This is a genomic window from Micromonospora sp. NPDC001898 (assembly GCF_042891255.1).
GTDB lineage: Bacteria > Actinomycetota > Actinomycetes > Mycobacteriales > Micromonosporaceae > Micromonospora.
In genome coordinates, this window is record NZ_JBIATC010000003.1 from 580,009 (window position 1) to 597,686 (window position 17,678).

Genomic DNA, 17,678 nt, shown 5'->3' on the forward strand with positions numbered 1-17,678 from the left:
ATTCGTGAATGGCGGCCGGGGACGAGGGCGGCGCGCAACGCCGCCGCGCCGCTACTGCTCGGGCCGGGCGGCCCAGATTCCCCGTACGTGCTGCAGGTGCCGGCGCATCAACGCGACGACCGCCGGCCGGTCCTTCGCCTCCAGCAGGTCCACGAGCTGGACGTGCTCGTCCGCCGAGCTGACCAGCTGGCCGCTCTTGACCAGCCCGTCCAGCCCGTACAGCCGGGTGCGGTTACGCAGGTCGGCCACGGTGCTCACCAGCCGCAGGTTGCCACCGGCGCCCAGCAGAGTCAGGTGGAACGCGCTGTCCGCCTCGATGTACGCGACGATGTCGCTCCGGCTCGCGGCGGTCACCACGGCCTCCGCCAGGGTCCGCAGCTCCCGGAGTTGCTCCTCGCCGAGCCGGCCCACCTGGTCGGCCACCACCGGGATCTCCAGCAGCTCGCGGATCTCGGTGATCTCGTCGAGCTCCCGATCGGAGAGGGACTTGATCCGGAAGCCCTTGTTCTTGACGATCGTGATCAGGCCCTCCTTGGCCAGATCGAGAATCGCCTCCCGCACCGGCGTCGGGGAGACGCCGAACTGGACCGCCAGGGTCGGCGCCGAGTAGATGATGCCGGGCCGGATCTGGCCGGCCACGATCGCGGCGCGCAGCGCCTGGGCCACCTCCTCGCGCAGGCTCAGCCGGCCCTGCAGGGCCACCAGCGCCAGTCCCGACCCGGCGGCGCCGACGCCCCCTCCTGCCTGCCAGTCCACTGTCACGACCACTCCCACCCCGGCTCGTCCGCCCGCGTCACGACCCACCACGCCCGGCGTCACCGCCGGGTCTCCCGGGGTCGACCGGGCCGGCCGGACGACGATCGGCGACCGGTCCACCGGCGCGTGCTCACCCGCCGACAGTACGCGCGCTGGAGGATGCAGCTTACCGACCGGCCCGCACCGGGCCAGGTGACCGGCGGCGGCCACCGGCCCGAGACCGGCAGGGAGCACGGCCGAGGCTCGGGCCCCACCGGCTCAGCGGCGGATGAGGCCGAGATCCGTCGCCGCGGCGACGGCGGCGGTACGGGAGTCGACGCCGAGCTTGGCGTAGACATGGGCCAGGTGGGACTTGACGGTGCCCTCGGTGAGATACAGCCGCTGGCCGACGGCCTGGTTGGACAGCCCCTCGGCGACCAGGGCGAGAACCTCGGTCTCGCGCCTGGTCAGGGCGGCCCTGGGGGTGCGCAGCCGATTCATCAGCCGGTCGGCGACGGTGGGCGCCAGGGTGCTGCGTCCGGCGGCGGCGGTGCGTACGGCGGCGGCCAGGTCCTCGGGCGGGGCGTCCTTGAGGAGGTAGCCGGTGGCGCCGGCCTCGATGGCGGGCACGACGTCGGCGTCCGTGCCGTAGGTGGTGACGATCAGGACCCGGGGGGCTCCGGGCCGGGCGGTGATCACGGCGGTGGCCTCGGCCCCGTTCATCCCCTTGCCGAACTGCAGGTCCATCAGGACGACGTCGATGTCGCCCTCGGCGGCGCGGGTGACGGCGCCCTCGGCGGTGGCCGCCTCGGCCACGATGGTGAAGCCGGGCTCGGTCTCCAGCACGGCACGCAGCCCGGCGCGCACCACCGGGTGGTCGTCGGCCAGGAGCAGCCGGATGAGGGCCTCAGTCACGGCGAATCCCCACGGCGGTGAGCGGGAGCTGGGCGGCCAGGGCCGTGCCTCGGCCGGCCGTGGACTCGATGGTGAGGGAGCCGCCCAGGGCATCCACGCGGGCGCGCATGGCGGCCAGCCCGAACCCGCCGTGGGGCGGGCCGGCGGCGGGCGGCCGGTCCTGGGCGAAACCGGCCCCGTCATCGACGACGTCGACGGCGACGCGGTCGCCGAGATAGCTGAGGGTGACCTCGGCATGGGCGGCGTGAGCATGCCGGACGGTGTTGGACAGGGCGGACTGGGCGATGCGCAGCAGGGCGACCTCGTGCGCGGTGGGCAGGGGCACGGGATCGCCGGTGAGGTGGAAGCGGGCGGTGACCTGGTGGCGGGTGGAGGTGGTGGCGCACAGGCGCTCCAGTGCTCCGGCCAGGGTGGTGTTCTCCAGGGTGGGCGGGGTGAGCGCGACGACGAAACGGCGGGCCTCGGCGAGGTTGTCCACGGCTGCCTGACGGGCCTGGTCCACATGGCGGGCGGCGGCGTCGGGCCTGCCGGGCAGGGCGCGTTCGGCGGCGCGCAGCAGCAGTTGGATGCTGGACAGGCCCTGGGCGAGGGTGTCGTGGATCTCGCGGGCCAGGCGTTCGCGTTCGGCCAGCACACCGGCGGCGTGCTGGGCCTCGGCCAGGTCGGCGCGGGTGGTGGTGAGTTCCTCGATCAGCTTCCGGCGCTGCTCGCTCTCCCGGTACAGCGCCTGGTACCCCCACACCACCGCCACCGCCACGGCCGCCCCGAGGGTCGGGCCGACCGCGATGGCCAGGGTGAAGGCGCCGGTGTGGGCGGCGAAGGCCACGACGGCCGCGGCGGCGGTGGCGACGACCGCGACCAGGCCGACGCGGCGCGGCAGCAGGTGGAGCTGGAGGAAGTACAGCGGAAAGGCGACCCAGATCCCGTCGGGTGACAGGGCCAACAGCACCAGCCACAACGCGCCGACGGCGGCCAGCCACACCGCTGCGGCGCGCCGGTCGGCGCGCACGCGCGGCAGCAGTTGGCCGGCCGCGTACACCACCGCCGTCGCGGCGGCCGTCACGACGACGGCCGTGGACCGCGGCGCCCCGTCGGCCACGGACCGGGCCGCGGCCAGGGCGAGCAGGCCGACGATCAGCAGGTGCAGACACCACGCGAGCGTGCGGGTGGTGGGGGTCGGCGCGGAAGCGGTCGTGTTCACGGTCCTTCCAGCCTAGGAGACGGCGACCCGCCGGCGCGTCGATCGAAAGTTAGAGACCGGCTGCCACCCTCCGATCCGGAAACTGGCCCCCTGCGCCAGATGTCCCGACCGGGGACCGGCTGCGACGGTGGACGAGTACCGCTTCCACCGAATGAAAGTGCAGGTCATAGCATGTTTGTCGCCTGGAGGGACCTCAGGTTCGCCAAGGGGCGGTTCGCCCTGGTCGGGGCCGTCATCGTGCTGATCACCCTGCTGGTCGGGCTGTTGTCCGGGCTGACCGCCGGACTGGGCCAACAGAACGTCTCCGCGATCACCGGCCTGCCCGCGAACAGGATCGCCTTCGGGTCTCCGGGCGACGGGCAGGACCTGTCCTACGCCAACTCGACGGTCACCGAGGAACAGTGGCGGCAGTGGGCCGGCGCCCCCGGTGTCACGAGCGCCGAGCCGATCGGGATCACCACGACCAAGGCCACCGCCGGGGACAGAAGCGCCGGCGTGTCCGCCTTCGGCGTCCGACCCGGGGCCGCGCTGGCCCCGGACAGCGACCGGATCGACGGCGACTCGGCCGTGCTGTCCCGCGACGCCGCCGACGAACTCGGGCTCAGGCCCGGCGACGCCGTCACCGTCGCCGGCCGCCCGCTGACCGTCGCCGCCGTGAGCGGTGACGCCTCCTTCAGCCACACCCCGGTGATCTGGATCAGCCTCGACGCCTGGCAGAAGATCACCCCCACCACCGGCGCCGACCACGGCCCCAGCGCCACCGTCATCGCCCTGGACACCACCTCCGGCGTCGACGTGCAGGCCACCGACGAGGCCACGGGCACCAGGACGGTCTCCACGAACGACTCGTTGTCCGCGATCGGCTCCTACACCTCCGAGAACGGCTCCCTGCAACTGATGCGGGGCTTCCTGTTCGCCATCTCCGCCCTGGTCATCGGCGCCTTCTTCACCGTGTGGACGATCCAGCGAAGCGCCGATGTCGCCGTCCTCAAGGCCCTGGGCGCCTCCACCGCCTACCTGCTGCGCGACGCGCTCGGCCAGGCCGTCCTCCTGCTCGTCGGCGGCACCCTCGTCGGCACGGTCGTCGCGGTCGCGCTGGGCGCTCTCCTCGCCGGCACCGCCATACCGTTCCTGCTCACCCCCGCCACCGTCCTCGCCCCCGCCGCCGTGATGATCCTGCTCGGCGCGCTCGGGGCCGCCCTGTCCATCCGCCGGATCACCTCCGTCGACCCGCTGACCGCCCTGGGGAGCGCCCGATGAGCCTCAACCTGACCGACGTCACGCTCACCTACCCGGACGGGGACAGCCGCCTGACGGCCCTCGACCACGTCAGCCTGGACGTCCCCAAGGGCACCCTGACCGCCGTCATCGGCCCCTCCGGCTCCGGAAAGTCCAGCCTGCTCGCCGTCGCCGCCACCCTGATCACCCCCGACTCCGGCACCGTCACGGTCGACGGCACCACCACCACCGGCATGACCCGGGGCGAACTCACCGACCTGCGCCGCCACAAGATCGGCATCGTCTTCCAGCAGCCGAACCTGCTGCCCTCCCTCACCGTCGCCGAACAGCTCCAGGTCATCGCCCACCTCGACAGCCGTTCCCCCGGCAGGGCGCGCGGTCGCGCCATGGAACTGCTCGACGCCGTCGGCCTGGCCGCCCAGGCCAACCGGCGCCCTCACCAGCTCTCGGGCGGCCAGCGTCAGCGCGTCAACATCGCCCGGGCCCTGATGAACGACCCCACCGTCCTGCTGGTCGACGAACCCACCAGCGCCCTCGACCACGAACGCGGCGCGGCCGTCATCGACCTGATCACCCGTCTCACCCACCAGCAGGCCACCGCCACCGTCCTGGTCACCCACGACCGCACCCTCCTCACCGCCGTGGAACAGGTCGCCGAGGTGGACGACGGGTGCCTGCGGCTGCCCGCCCCGACCCGCTGAGCACCACCCGGCCGGCAGCATCTCGTCGACGCCGTACCGCGCACGCCTGACGGACCGGACCGGGGCATGGCCGGGGTGGCACCCACCGGCCATGCCCCGGTCCGACGGACCCGGAAGGCATCGACGCGTCGCTTCTTTAAGATCTTGAAATTAGCCATGTTTCGTTACCTGCGCGTTATTGACGTGGCCAGCGTCACTCCGGTTGACTGCGACCGGAACCGCTTCCGCAACCGGTTCCGAACCACTCCCTCAACACCTCCGGACCGGGAGCGTCACGTGCCGATCACCATCGCCGACGTCGCCATCCGGGCGGGGGTGAGCAAGACGACCGTCTCCCGGGTCCTCAACGGCAAGGGCGAGCTCGGCCAGGCCACGGCAGCCCGGGTCCGCGCCGTGATCAAGGAACTGGGCTACGTGCCCAGCGACCGCGCCGTCGGGCTGGCCCGGGGCCGGGCCCGGGTGGTCGGCATGCTGGTCCCCTCGCTCACCTGGCCGTGGATGGGCGAGGTGCTCCAGGGAGCGGTCGACGTGGTGGAGAGCGAGGGCTACGGCCTGCTGCTGTTCACCTGCAACCGGGGGGACGAGTCGATGCGGCGGTTCGCCTCCCAGGTCTCCGCGAAGTCCTTCGACGGCCTGCTGGTGGTCGAGCCGGAGGGCACCCTGGACTACATCACCGCGCTGCACGACCGAGGGCTGCCGGTGATCCTCATCGACGACCGGGGGCACCAGCCGCAGTTCCCCTCCGTCCGGACCACCAACCGGGCCGGCGCCCTGGCCGCGGCCGAGCACCTGCTCGCCCTCGGCCGGCACCGCCCCCTGGTCGTCACCGGCCTGCACCGGTTCGGCTGCACCAGCGAGCGGCTGGATGGCTTCGCCGAGGGCTACGCCCGGGCCGGCCTGCCGCTGGACCCGGACCTGGTGGTCGAGGGCGACTTCACCCTCGACTGCGGGCGGGCGGCGGCGCAGCGGCTGCTGGCGGCCGGTACGCCCTTCGACGCCGTCTTCGCCCACAACGACCTGTCCGCCGCCGGGGCACTCCAGGCGCTGCGCGCCGCCGGCCGCCGCGTCCCCGAGGACGTGGCGGTCGTCGGCTTCGACGACCTGCCCCTGGCGGCGCACACCCATCCTCCGCTGACCTCGGTGCACCAGCCGTTGCGGCAGATGGGCGAGGCCGCCGCCCGTGCCCTCATCGCCCACTTCGACGGCACCCCGCTGCCCGACACACCGACCGTCATACCCACCACGTTCACCGTGCGTGGCTCGACCGCCGGGTCCTGAGCCGGCCGCACCACCCGCAACCCGAGAGACACACCATCCACGCCACCGGTCGGGGCTTCGAACCGACCGGGCGCGACACCGCACACCCTTACCCCCACCACCGACCCCGCGCCCGCAGCGGGGAGCATCGAGGGAGACCACCATGAGAAGACGCCAGTTCGTCGCCGTCGCGCTGGCCGGCGCGATCGCCGCCACCGGGACCGCGTGCAGCGAGACCGCGAACACCCGGAACCGGGACAAGGGCGGCAGCGGCGCGACCGTGCTCAACGTCGGCATGCCCAACGGCCCGCAGACGGAGAACCACAACCCGTTCCTGACCACCTCGTCGGCGGCGTCGCTGGGCTACCGGTGGCAGATCTACGAGCCGCTGATGATGTGGAACCCGGTCAAGCCCGCCGATCCGTTCAAGCCCTGGCTGGCCTCGAAGGCCGAGTGGACCGCGGACTACCGCTCGGTCACCGTCACCCTCCGGGACAACGCCACCTGGTCCGACGGCAAGCCGGTCACCGCCGCCGACGTCGCGTTCACCTACAACCTGCTGAAGGCCAACGAGGCGCTCAACATCGCGGCCACCCCGTACACCTCGATCACCACCGCCGGCAACCAGGTGACCCTCGGCTTCGCCTCGCCGCAGTTCGTCAACCAGCAGAAGATCATCGCCCAGGTGCCGATCGTGCCGCAGCACATCTGGTCGGCGATCAAGGACCCGGGCACCAACGTCAACAAGAACCCGGTGGGCAGCGGCGCGTACACGCTCACGTCGTTCACCCCGCAGACCACCACCCTGACCGTGCGCACCAGCGGCTACTGGCAGGAACTGCCGAAGGTCAAGGAACTGCGCTACACCTCGTTCACCGACAACAACGCGCAGACCACGGCGCTGGCCAACGGCGAGTCCGAGTGGAGCTTCGTCTTCATCCCCAACGTCAAGACGGTGTTCGTCGGCAAGGACCCGGCCAACCACAAGGTGTGGGCGCCGCCGGTGCTCGGCATCCACGGCCTGTACATCAACACCACCCGTAAGCCGTTCGACAACCCCGCCCTGCGCCGGGCGATGAACATGGTGGTCAACCGGGAGGACATCTTCCAGCAGGCCTCGGCCGGGTACTTCCACCCGGTGGTGACCAGCGTGACCGGGCTGCCGAGCCCGGCCGGCGACGCCTACGTCGCCGCCGAGTTCAAGGGCCAGCAGCAGCGGATCGACGTCGACGGCGCGAAGAAGGTGCTCACCGAGGCGGGCTTCCGGTACGCCGGCGAGAAGCTGGTCGACCCGGGCGGCAAGCCGGTCACCCTCACCCTGACCGACCCGTCCGGCTGGTCGGACTACCAGACGAGCCTGGAGATCGTGAAGGACAACCTGTCCACCATCGGCATCACCGCCACCGTGGAGAAGGCCAACCAGGACGCCTGGTTCCGCAACGTCGAGGAGGGCCGGTTCGACGCGACCTTCCGGTGGACCAACGGCGGCGCGACCCCGTACGACATCTACCAGACGGTGATGGACGGCCGGCTGCTCAAGCCGATCGGCAAGGCCTCCCCCGCCGGCAACTTCGGCCGCTTCGACAACCCGCAGGCCACCGCCGCGCTCGCCGCGTACGCCAACGCCACCGACGACGCCGCCCGCACCGCGGCCCTGGCCACGCTCCAGAAGGTCTTCGTGGAGCACACGCCGATCATCCCGGTCGGCGCGGACAACGTCGGGTCCGCGTACAGCACGAAGAACTGGACCGGGTGGCCGGACGACGCGAACGCCTACGGCGCGGGGCAGCCGACCCAGCCCAACGCGGCGGACGTCGTGCAGCACCTGCGGCCCGCCGGATCCTGAGCCGGGCGCCGGTGGTCCGGGCGGTCCACCCCCCGCCCGGACCACCGGCGGCCACGCCGCGACCATCCCTGAGCAGACAGGAACCCGGATGACGACGCCCACCCCGTCGGCCCCGGCCGCCGGCGAGGAGGTGCTGGAGGCGATCGGCCTGACCAAGCACTTCCCCGTCCGCAGGCGGCTGCGCGGCCTGTTCTCCCGTACCCGAACGGCCGTGCACGCGGTCGACGACGTGCAGCTGACCCTGCGCCGTGGCCGGGTCACCGCCCTGGTCGGCGAGTCCGGCTCCGGCAAGTCGACCGTCGCCCGGCTGCTCGCGCAGCTCTATCCGCGCACGGCGGGCACCATCGCGCTGCACGGCGAGCCGGTCACCGTCCGTGGCGGACGGCCGTTCCGGGCGTACGCCCGGAAGGTCCAGCTGATCTTCCAGGACCCGTTCGCGTCGCTGAACCCGGTGCACACCGTGCGCTACCACCTGACCCGGGCGCTGCGCGTGCACGGCAACGCCGGCCGCACCGACGCCGACCTCGACGCGGCGCTGCGGCGGCTGCTCGAACGGGTCCGGCTCACCCCGGCCGAGCGCTACCTGGACTCCTTCCCGCACGAGCTGTCCGGCGGGCAGCGGCAACGGGTCGCCATCGCCCGCGCGCTCGGCGCCGACCCGGAGGTGCTGCTCGCCGACGAGCCGGTGTCCATGCTCGACGTGTCGATCCGGCTCGGCGTGCTCAACCTGCTGCGCGAGCTCAAGGAGCGGTTCGACCTGGCGATCCTCTACATCACCCACGACATCGCCTCGGCCCGCTACTTCGCCGACGAGACGCTGGTGATGTACGCCGGCCGCCTGGTCGAGGGCGGGGACAGCGAGACGGTCACCCAGCGCCCGGCGCACCCGTACACCCGGCTGCTGATCGGCTCGGCGCCCGACCCGGACCGGATCACCGGCGGCGGCGGGGCGGACGTGGCCGAGCGCGGCGACGGCGAGCCGCCCAGCCTGATCCGGCCGCCCGCCGGCTGCCGGTTCCACCCGCGCTGCCCGGTGGCCCTGCCGCGCTGCGCCGAGGAGCTGCCCCCGAGGCTGACCGTCGGCGACACCGACGGGCACTGGACGGCCTGCTGGCTCTACCACCCCGACGTCACCGGGGCCGGCGGCGCGGCAGCCACGGTGGGCGGGGAGGCCGGCCGATGATCTTCCTGCTGCGGCGCGTCGCCTTCTACGTGTTCACCGCCTGGGCGGCGCTGACCATCAACTTCTTCATCCCCCGGATGATCCCCGGCGACCCGGTGAAGTCGCTGGTCTCCCGCTTCCAGGGACAGCTCAGCACCGACGCCATCCACTCGCTGTACGTGCTGTTCGGCCTCGACTCCGACGACAGCCTGTGGGACCAGTACGTCGACTACTGGCGACAGCTCGCCCACGGCGACCTGGGGCTGTCGTTCACGGCGTTCCCGTCGCCGGTGTCGGAGGTCATCGGCGACGCGCTGCCCTGGACCCTCATCCTGGTCGGCGTCACCACCGCGGTCAGCTTCGTGCTCGGCACCGGGCTCGGGGTGCTGGCCGGCTGGCGGCGCGGCTCCTGGGTGGACGGGCTGCTGCCGGTCACCACGTTCCTGTCCTCGGTGCCGTACTTCTGGCTGGGCCTGGTGGCGATCGCGGTGCTGGCCGGGCCGGGCAGTTTCTTCCCGTCCTCCGGCGGCTACGAGCCGGGCCTGGTCCCCGCCCTGGACAGCATCTTCCTGGGCAGCGCGGTGCAGCACAGCCTGCTGCCCGCCGCCACCATCCTGGTCTCCTCGATGAGCGGCTGGATCCTCAGCATGCGCAACATGATGGTCACCGTCGCCGCCGAGGACTACATCACGGTGGCGCACGCCAAGGGCCTGCCCGAGCGGCGGGTCGCGATGAGCTACGCGGCGCGCAACGCGCTGCTGCCCAACGTCGCCGGGTTCGCCCTGTCGCTCGGGCTGATCGTCGGCGGCACCCTGCTCGTGGAGATCGTCTTCTCGTACCCGGGGCTCGGGTTCCTGCTCTTCCGGGCCGTCAGCGCCAAGGACTACCCGCTGATGCAGGGCATCTTCCTGGTCATCACGTTGTCGGTGCTGGTGGCCAACCTGCTCGCCGACGTGGTGTACCTGTTCCTCGACCCGCGTACCCGCAAGGAGGGCTGAGCCGTGAGCATTCCCACCTCCAGCGTGGAGCAGGTCATCCCGGAGCAGGGCGCGATGGCCCAGCCCAGCGTCCGGCCGAGCCGCCGCCGTCGGCTGCGGTTCGTCAGCGGCGGCAAAGCCGCCACGGGACTGGCCGTGGTCGCCGGGTACCTGCTGCTCGCGGTGATCGGCCCGTGGATCGCACCGTACGACCCGGACGCACGCAGCGCCGACCTGCTCCAGCCGCCGTCGGCGGCGCACTGGTTCGGCACCACCCACCTCGGACAGGACGTGTTCAGCCAGATCCTGGTCGGCACCCGCGGGGTGATGCTGGTCGGCCTGACCGCGGGCGTGATCGCCACCGTGCTGTCCGTCCTGGTCGGGGTGACCGCCGGCTACCTCGGCGGGCTCGCCGACGACGGCCTGTCCGCGCTGTCCAACGTGTTCCTGGTGATCCCGGCGCTGCCGCTGATCATCATCGTCACGTCCACGGTCGAGGGGGCCGGCGACCTGGTCGTCGCCCTGGTCATCGGGCTCACCTCGTGGGCGTGGGGCGCCCGGGTGCTGCGCGCCCAGACGCTGTCGCTACGCCGGCGCGACTACGTGGAGGCCGCGCGGGCCACCGGCGAGCACACCTGGCGGATCATCGGCTTCGAGATCCTGCCGAACCTCACCGCGATCATCGCCTCGGGCTTCGTCGGCACGGTGATCTTCGCCGTCATGTCGGAGATCACCCTGGCCTTCATCGGCATCTCGTCGGTCTCGTCGTGGAACTGGGGCACCATCCTGTTCTGGGCGCAGAGCCAGCAGGCCCTGGCGCAGGGCGCCTGGTGGTGGTTCGTGCCGGCCGGGCTGGCCATCGCGCTGCTCGGCACCGCCCTGGCGCTGATCAACTTCGGCATCGACGAGTTCGTCAGCCCCCGCCTGCGCAGCGCCGGACGGTCCCGGATCCGCACGGCCGACGGGCGCACCGTGCGGATGCGGGTGGGCTTCACCCCGGTGCTGGCGCCCCGGCCGGCGTCGCCGGCCGCGCCCGGACAGCGAAAGGAGGCCGGTCGATGAGCGAACCGGTGCTGGAGATCCGTCGGCTCAGCGTCGACTACGGCCTCGGCGACTCGGCCGTGCGCGCCGTCCGCGAGGTCGACCTCACCCTGCACCGGGGCGAGGTGCTCGGCCTGGCCGGGGAGAGCGGCAGTGGCAAGTCCACCCTGGCGTACGGGCTGACCCGGCTGCTCCCGCCGCCCGGGGTGATCAGCGGCGGCGAGGTGGTCTACCACCCCGTCGACGGCCCGCCGGTCGACGTGCTCACCCTGTCCCCCGCGCAGCTGCGGGCATTCCGCTGGGCGGAGACGTCGATCGTGTTCCAGGGGGCGATGAACTCCCTCAACCCGGTGCACAAGGTCTCCACCCAGCTCGTCGACGTGATCAGGGCGCACCAGCCGGGGCTGAGCCGCCCGGCCCGGCTGGCCCGGGCCCGGGAGCTGCTGCGGCTGGTCGGCATCTCCGCCGACCGGCTGGACAGCTACCCGCACCAGCTCTCCGGGGGCATGCGGCAGCGGGTGATGATCGGCATGGCGCTGGCCCTGGAGCCGCAGGTCGTCATCATGGACGAGCCGACCACCGCCCTGGACGTGGTGATGCAGCGGCAGATCCTCAGCCAGCTCGCCGAGCTGCGCGAACGGCTCGGCTTCGCGGTGCTGTTCATCACCCACGACCTGTCGCTGCTGGTGGAGTTCTCCGACCGCATCGCCATCATGTACGGCGGCCGGATCGTCGAGCAGGCACCGGCCGCGCAGCTGTACGGCGCGGCGCTGCACCCGTACACCGACGGGCTGTTGCACTCCTTCCCCGCCCTGCGCGGGCCGCGCCGGGAGCTGACGGGCATCCCCGGCTCCCCGCCGGACCTGCGCGCGATGCCCGACGGGTGCGCGTTCCACCCGCGCTGCCCCCGGGCGGTCGCGCCGTGCGACAGCCGGCTGCCGACGCTCGGCCCGCCGGCCGGCGACCCGGGCCGGGCGGTCGCCTGCTGGCTGCACCAGGCCGACGAGGTGGTCGCCCGGTGATCGGGCACCTTCCCGGGCCCGGTTCCGCGGACCGGCCCAGCGCCGCACCGAGGAGCAGCATGGAGTCCACCGCCGCCGGGTCGGCGGCCGCCGACCCGATCGACACCCTCCCGGCTTCGTTCCGCTGGGGGGTGGCCACGTCGTCGTACCAGATCGAGGGCGCGGTCGCCGAGGACGGGCGGACACCGTCGATCTGGGACACCTTCTGCCGGGTTCCGGGGGCGGTGGCCGGCGGCGACACCGGCGACGTGGCCTGCGACCACTACCACCGGATGCCGCAGGACGTGGCCCTGATCGCGGACCTGGGCGTGGACACGTACCGGTTCTCGACGGCCTGGCCCCGGGTGCAGCCGGGCGGGCGCGGCCCGGCCAACCCGGCGGGCCTGGCCTTCTACGACCGGCTGGTCGACGAGCTGCTCGGCCGGGGCGTCGACCCGTGGGTCACGCTCTACCACTGGGACCTGCCGCAGGAGCTGGAGGACGCCGGCGGCTGGCCGGCGCGGGACACCGCCCACCGGTTCGCCGACTACGCGATGCTGGTCTTCGACGCCCTCGGCGACCGGGTGCGGACGTGGACCACGCTGAACGAGCCGTGGTGCTCGGCGATGCTCGGCTACGCGTACGGCGAGCACGCCCCGGGCCGCCGCGACCTCGGCGACGCCATCGCGGCGGCGCACCACCTGCTGCTCGGCCACGGGCTGGCGATCCGGCGGATCAGGGCGGCGGCCACCGCCCCGGTCGAGGTGGGCATCACGCTGAACCTGGCCACCGCCGAACCGGCCACCGACAGCGCCGCCGACCGCGACGCCGCCCGGGCCGCCGACGGGCTGGGCGCGCGGCTCTACCTGGACCCGCTCGTGCACGGCCGGTACCCCGACGACGTGCTGGCCGACCTGGCGGCCGACGGGGTGACGGTCCCGGTGCGCGACGACGACCTGACGGTCATCGCCGCCCCGCTCGACGTGCTCGGGGTCAACTACTACTTCGGGCAGGTCTTCTCCGGGGTGGACGCCGACGGCCGGGACCGGGACGCCGGCGGCCGTCCGGTGCGCCGGGTGATCCCCAGGGGCCGGCCGCGCACGGCGATGGGCTGGGAGATCGTCCCGGAGTGCCTCACCGACCTGCTGCTGCGGATCAGCCGCGACTACCCCGGCCTGCCGATGGTCATCACCGAGAACGGCGCGGCGTTCGACGACCGCCCGGACGTGCGCGGCTTCGTCGCCGACGACGACCGGGTGGACTACCTCGCCGAGCACCTGCGGGCGGTGGCCCGGGCCCGGCGGGCGGGCGCGGACGTACGCGGATACTTCGCCTGGTCGCTGCTGGACAACTTCGAGTGGGCGTACGGCTACGACAAGCGGTTCGGCATCGTCCGGGTCGACTACGACACCCAGGAACGCGTCCCGAAACGCAGCGCGCTGTGGTTCCGCGACACCGTCCGGCGGGTGCGCGGGCGGGGCTGAGCGACCGGGCGGCCGGGGCGCGTGCGGCACCCCGGCCGGCGTTCATTGACACACTTGAGTCCGGGGGCTACGGTGCGCCAGGAAAGCGCTTTCACGTGCGATGTCCGACCTCCCCACCCGCCCCCGGAGGTTCCCCCACCATGCGCAGAAACCGCCGACTCCCCCTGCTCGCCGCCGCCACGGCCACCACCGCACTGCTCGCCCTCACCCAGCTCGGCGGCGCGCAGTCCGCGTACGCCGCGACCCTGTTCGGCGACGACTTCTCCGACGGCGACACCGCCGGCTGGTCGAAGTCCGGCGGCACCTGGTCCGTGGTCACCGACGGCAGCCCGGCCCTGCAACAGGCCAAGGGCGACACCGACAACGCCCGGCTCTTCGCCGGCTCCTCGTCCTGGACCGACTACACGGTTCAGGCCCGGGTCAAGCCGCTGACCCTGCCGGCGGACGGCGCGACGGCCCTGCTGGCCCGGGCCTCCGGCTCGACGACCTTCTACCGGCTCGCCCTGCTCCCCGGCAACCAGGTGCGGCTGGAGTCGGTGCGCAGCGGCACGGCCACCGCCCTGGGCTCGGCGTCCCGGCCGGTCGCCGCCGGCACCTGGTACACGCTGCGGATCGAGGTCGCCGGCTCGACCGTGCGCGGCTACGTCGACGGCGCCCTGATCGCCTCGGGCACCGGCCCGCTCACCGCGACCGGCCGGATCGGCCTGCAGACCCGCTACGCCACCGCCCGGTACGACGACGTGACGGTGACCAGCGGCGGCGACACCCCCACCACGCCGCCGGCCACCGTCAGCCCGACGGCGACCCCCACCCCCACCAGCACCCCTCCCGCCGGGCAGTCCGCCGTGGTCGCCAAGGACGGCAGCGGCGACTTCTCCAGCGTGCAGGCGGCGGTGAACGCCGTGCCGTCGGGCAACACCAGCCGGCACACCATCACCATCAGGCCCGGCACCTACCAGGAGTTGGTCACCATCCCGGCCGACAGGCCGTACGTCTCGTTCGTCGGCTCGACCGGCGACGCCGGCGACGTGGTGATCACCTACGACAACGCCTCCGGCACGCCGAGGCCGGAGGGCGGCACCTACGGCACCTCGGGCAGCGCCTCGGTGACCATCGACGGCCACGACTTCACCGCGAAGCACCTCACCTTTTCGAACAGCTTCGACGAGGCGGCGCACGACTACAGCGCCGAACAGGCGGTGGCGGTGCTCACCCGCGCCGACCGGCTGGTCTTCGACAACGTCCGGTTCCTCGGCAACCAGGACACCCTGTACCACAACAGCGCGAACAGCGGCACGATCGGCCGGGCGTACTTCCGCAACTGCCACGTCGAGGGCGACGTCGACTTCATCTTCGGCCGGGGCACCGGGGTCTTCGACCGCTGCGAGATCAGGTCGCTGAGCCGGGGCTCGTCGAGCAACAACGGGTACGTCACCGCGCCGTCCACCATGATCAGCAACCCGTACGGCCTCCTGTTCAACCGGTGCACCCTGACCACCGACTCGGCGGGCGCGCAGAGCGTGCACCTCGGCCGGCCGTGGCACCCGAGCGGCGACGTCAACGCGATCGGCCAGGTGGTGTTCCGCGACAGCGTCCTCGGCGCGCACATCAAGGACTCCCCGTGGACCGACATGTCCGGGTTCCCCTGGAGGGACGCCCGGTTCTTCGAGTACCGCAACACCGGAGCCGGGGCGACGGTCACCGCGGACCGTCCGCAGCTGACCGACGCGCAGGCGCCGACGTACACCGCGCAGAAGTACCTGGCGGGCTCGGACGGCTGGAACCCGATCTCCTGACCGGGCCACGGGGGCGGGGAGGCGGCAACGGGGCCGTCACCCCGCCCCTGCCCGTGCCGGTCATCGCTTTTTTCAATGCTTGACATAAGAGTTACAACAGTGTTTCCTCAGTCATGACCGTCGATTCCCTGCCGGGCAGGGCCGGGCGACGGCAACCCTGGCGACGGCTGCGGCGCGCTGGCCGCACCGCCCGCCCCGTCCCGGTGCCGGCGGACAGGTCCACGCCCCGCCCGGGTGCACCGCCGGACACCGCCGCCCGTCGAAGGGAGCACTCCGTGTCCCTCACCCCACCCACCATCCACCGCTCGCCGGCCCGCGCCGCACTGGCCGGGGCCCTCACACTCTGCCTGACAACCGGCGTCCTCACCCTCGCGGCCCCGACCGCGCAGGCCGCCGGTGAGAGCGTGAACGTCTGGCTCACCACCACCTCCGACTCCGGCGGTCGCACCGTGACCCGCGGGCTGCAACAGCAGACCCCGGTGAGCTTCGCGGCGTCCAGCGGCGGGGCCACGCACACCGTCACTGTCGACGAGAACACCCGCTACCAGCCGTTCGAGGGCGCCGGAGCGTCGATCACGGACACCACCGCGTACCTGCTGCGCGGCGGCCCGGTCAGCGCGGCCACCCGCGACGAGGTGATGCGCAAGCTGTTCAGCCCCACCGACGGCATCGGGCTGTCCTTCGTCCGCAACCCGATCGGGGCCTCCGACCTGTCCCGCCCGGGCCACGTCTCCCTCGACGACACCTGCTGCGACCTCACCGACTTCGGCGCCAACGGCTACGACACCAACGTCGAGCTGCTCACCGCCCAGGCCCGGCAGCTCAACCCCGCCCTGCGGGTCAAGGTCGTGCCGTGGAGCGCGCCCGGCTGGATGAAGGACAACGGCCGGATGGACCAGATGGGCTGGCTGAAGTCCCAGTACTACGCCACCTACGCCCAGTACTTCGTCAAGACCGTCCAGGCGTACGCGGCGCGCGGCGTGAAGGTCGACTACCTCTCGGTGCAGAACGAGCCGAACTGCTGCCAGTCGGGCAACCCGACGGCGATGGACTACCCCGGGATGAGCTGGAACTCCTCCGGCCTGGCCGAGCTGACCAAGAACTTCGTCTACCCGGCGTTCCGGGCCGCCGGCATCACCACGAAGGTGCTGGTGCACGACTGGAACTACGGCGACTACGCCACCATGGGCTCCGGGGTGCTCGGCGACGCCGCCGTCCGCAACGACCCGCTCTTCGGCGGGATCGCCTGGCACGGCTACTTCGGCGACCCGGCGGTCGGCGGCCAGGTGCAGGGCCAGTACCCGTCGGTGCCGCAGTTCAGCACCGAGCACTCCGGTGGCACCTGGATCGGCAACCAGCACAACGAGGACATGGCCGACATCGTCAACTACGCCCGGAACTGGAGCCGGAGCATCGTCAAGTGGAGCCTGGCGCTCAACCAGAACATGGGCCCGCACAACGGCGGCTGCGGCACCTGCACCGGCCTGGTCACCGTGCAGGAGGGCGGCTCCCGCGCCGGCCAGGTCGACTACACGATCGAGTACTACACCACCGGGCACCTGACCAAGTTCGTCCGGCCCGGGGCGCAGCGGATCGCCTCCACCGCCAACGGCACCGTGCAGAACGTCGCCTACCGCAACTCCGACGGTGCCAAGGCGCTGCTCGCCCACAACGGCGGCACGTCCGCCCAGTCGGTGAAGGTGGTCTGGGGCGGGCAGTCGTTCACCTACACCCTGCCGGCCCGCACCACCGCCACGTTCACCTGGGCGGGCACCCAGTCCGGGCCCGGGACGCCCACCGGGCCGACCGGGCCGATCACCGGCCTCGGCGGCAAGTGCCTGGACGTCACCGACAACAGCAGCGCCGACGGCGCCGCGGCGCAGATCTGGAGCTGCGCCGGCAGCGCCAACCAGACCTGGAACCGCGCCTCCGACGGGACGCTACGGTCGCTGGGCAAGTGCCTCGACGTCTCCGGCGGCGGCACCGCCGACGGCACGAAGGTGCAGCTGTGGACCTGCAACGGCAGCGCCGCGCAGCAGTGGACGTGGACGGCCGGGCGGGACCTGGTGAACCCGCAGTCGAACAAGTGCCTCGATATCACCGGCAACGTCTCCGCCGACGGCACGAAGACGCAGATCTGGTCGTGCACCGGCGGGGCCAACCAGAAGTGGAGCCTGCCGGCCTGACGGCCCGCACAGTCGGGGGCGCCCGGGCCAGGGCGCCGCCGCCCGGGGTGGGGGGGGCGGCGCGCACGTGCCCGCGTCGCTCACCCGTCATAGCCCCGCCGCCCTCCGCGGCGACCGCCGGCCGATCGCTCAGCGGG

14 protein-coding genes are annotated in these 17,678 nt (G+C 72.7%); 11 read left to right on the forward strand and 3 right to left on the reverse strand.

Going from position 1 to position 17,678, the window contains the following annotated elements:
- Positions 1-51: 51 nt before the first annotated feature.
- The 3 genes from ACFYZF_RS10465 to ACFYZF_RS10475 all read right to left on the reverse strand — a co-directional run bounded on the left by ACFYZF_RS10465 (position 52) and on the right by ACFYZF_RS10475 (position 2,851).
- On the reverse strand, positions 52-762 hold the full coding sequence (locus ACFYZF_RS10465) for a GntR family transcriptional regulator (RefSeq protein WP_387018008.1): 711 nt from the start codon (positions 760-762) through the stop codon (positions 52-54).
- Between the two features lie 252 nt (positions 763-1,014).
- Positions 1,015-1,650: a response regulator gene (locus ACFYZF_RS10470; RefSeq protein ID WP_387018010.1), complete on the reverse strand. Its 636-nt coding sequence runs from the start codon at positions 1,648-1,650 to the stop codon at positions 1,015-1,017.
- Positions 1,643-2,851 (reverse strand): sensor histidine kinase, encoded by a 1,209-nt coding sequence (locus ACFYZF_RS10475; protein ID WP_387018013.1) that lies wholly within the window; start codon positions 2,849-2,851, stop codon positions 1,643-1,645. Before ACFYZF_RS10475 ends, ACFYZF_RS10470 begins: the two co-directional genes overlap by 8 nt.
- Positions 2,852-3,022: 171 nt before the next feature.
- Here ACFYZF_RS10475 and ACFYZF_RS10480 point away from each other — a divergent pair, with 171 nt between their 5' ends.
- The 11 genes from ACFYZF_RS10480 (at position 3,023) to ACFYZF_RS10530 (ending at position 17,541) form a co-directional block, all read left to right on the forward strand.
- The gene (locus tag ACFYZF_RS10480; RefSeq protein ID WP_387018016.1) at positions 3,023-4,111 is read left to right on the forward strand and encodes an ABC transporter permease; all 1,089 of its coding nucleotides are present in this window, start codon (positions 3,023-3,025) and stop codon (positions 4,109-4,111) included.
- Positions 4,108-4,791, forward strand: a complete 684-nt coding sequence (locus ACFYZF_RS10485) for an ABC transporter ATP-binding protein (RefSeq protein WP_387018019.1) — start codon at positions 4,108-4,110, stop codon at positions 4,789-4,791. Before ACFYZF_RS10480 ends, ACFYZF_RS10485 begins: the two co-directional genes overlap by 4 nt.
- Positions 4,792-5,067: 276 nt before the next feature.
- Positions 5,068-6,069, forward strand: coding sequence for a LacI family DNA-binding transcriptional regulator (locus tag ACFYZF_RS10490; protein WP_387018021.1), 1,002 nt, complete (start codon positions 5,068-5,070; stop codon positions 6,067-6,069).
- 142 nt (positions 6,070-6,211) lie between these two features.
- A complete protein-coding gene (locus ACFYZF_RS10495; RefSeq protein WP_387018024.1) occupies positions 6,212-7,894 on the forward strand; it encodes an ABC transporter substrate-binding protein in 1,683 nt (560 codons plus the stop codon).
- A gap of 88 nt (positions 7,895-7,982) precedes the next feature.
- Positions 7,983-9,077: an ABC transporter ATP-binding protein gene (locus ACFYZF_RS10500; protein WP_387018026.1), complete on the forward strand. Its 1,095-nt coding sequence runs from the start codon at positions 7,983-7,985 to the stop codon at positions 9,075-9,077.
- Complete coding sequence (locus ACFYZF_RS10505; RefSeq protein ID WP_387018030.1) at positions 9,074-10,054, forward strand: ABC transporter permease; 981 nt, start codon at positions 9,074-9,076, stop codon at positions 10,052-10,054. Before ACFYZF_RS10500 ends, ACFYZF_RS10505 begins: the two co-directional genes overlap by 4 nt.
- 3 nt (positions 10,055-10,057) lie before the next feature.
- Positions 10,058-11,095 (forward strand): ABC transporter permease, encoded by a 1,038-nt coding sequence (locus tag ACFYZF_RS10510; protein WP_387018033.1) that lies wholly within the window; start codon positions 10,058-10,060, stop codon positions 11,093-11,095.
- Positions 11,092-12,096, forward strand: a complete 1,005-nt coding sequence (locus ACFYZF_RS10515) for an ABC transporter ATP-binding protein (RefSeq protein ID WP_387018036.1) — start codon at positions 11,092-11,094, stop codon at positions 12,094-12,096. The genes ACFYZF_RS10510 and ACFYZF_RS10515 overlap by 4 nt, the downstream gene beginning before the upstream one ends.
- Positions 12,097-12,155: 59 nt before the next feature.
- Positions 12,156-13,559, forward strand: a complete 1,404-nt coding sequence (locus ACFYZF_RS10520) for a GH1 family beta-glucosidase (RefSeq protein WP_387018039.1) — start codon at positions 12,156-12,158, stop codon at positions 13,557-13,559.
- A gap of 140 nt (positions 13,560-13,699) precedes the next feature.
- A complete protein-coding gene (locus ACFYZF_RS10525; protein ID WP_387018041.1) occupies positions 13,700-15,355 on the forward strand; it encodes a pectinesterase family protein in 1,656 nt (551 codons plus the stop codon).
- A gap of 275 nt (positions 15,356-15,630) precedes the next feature.
- Entirely contained in the window at positions 15,631-17,541 is a 1,911-nt protein-coding gene (locus ACFYZF_RS10530; protein WP_387018043.1) for a ricin-type beta-trefoil lectin domain protein, read from the forward strand.
- The last annotated feature ends 137 nt before the right edge of the window (positions 17,542-17,678 follow it).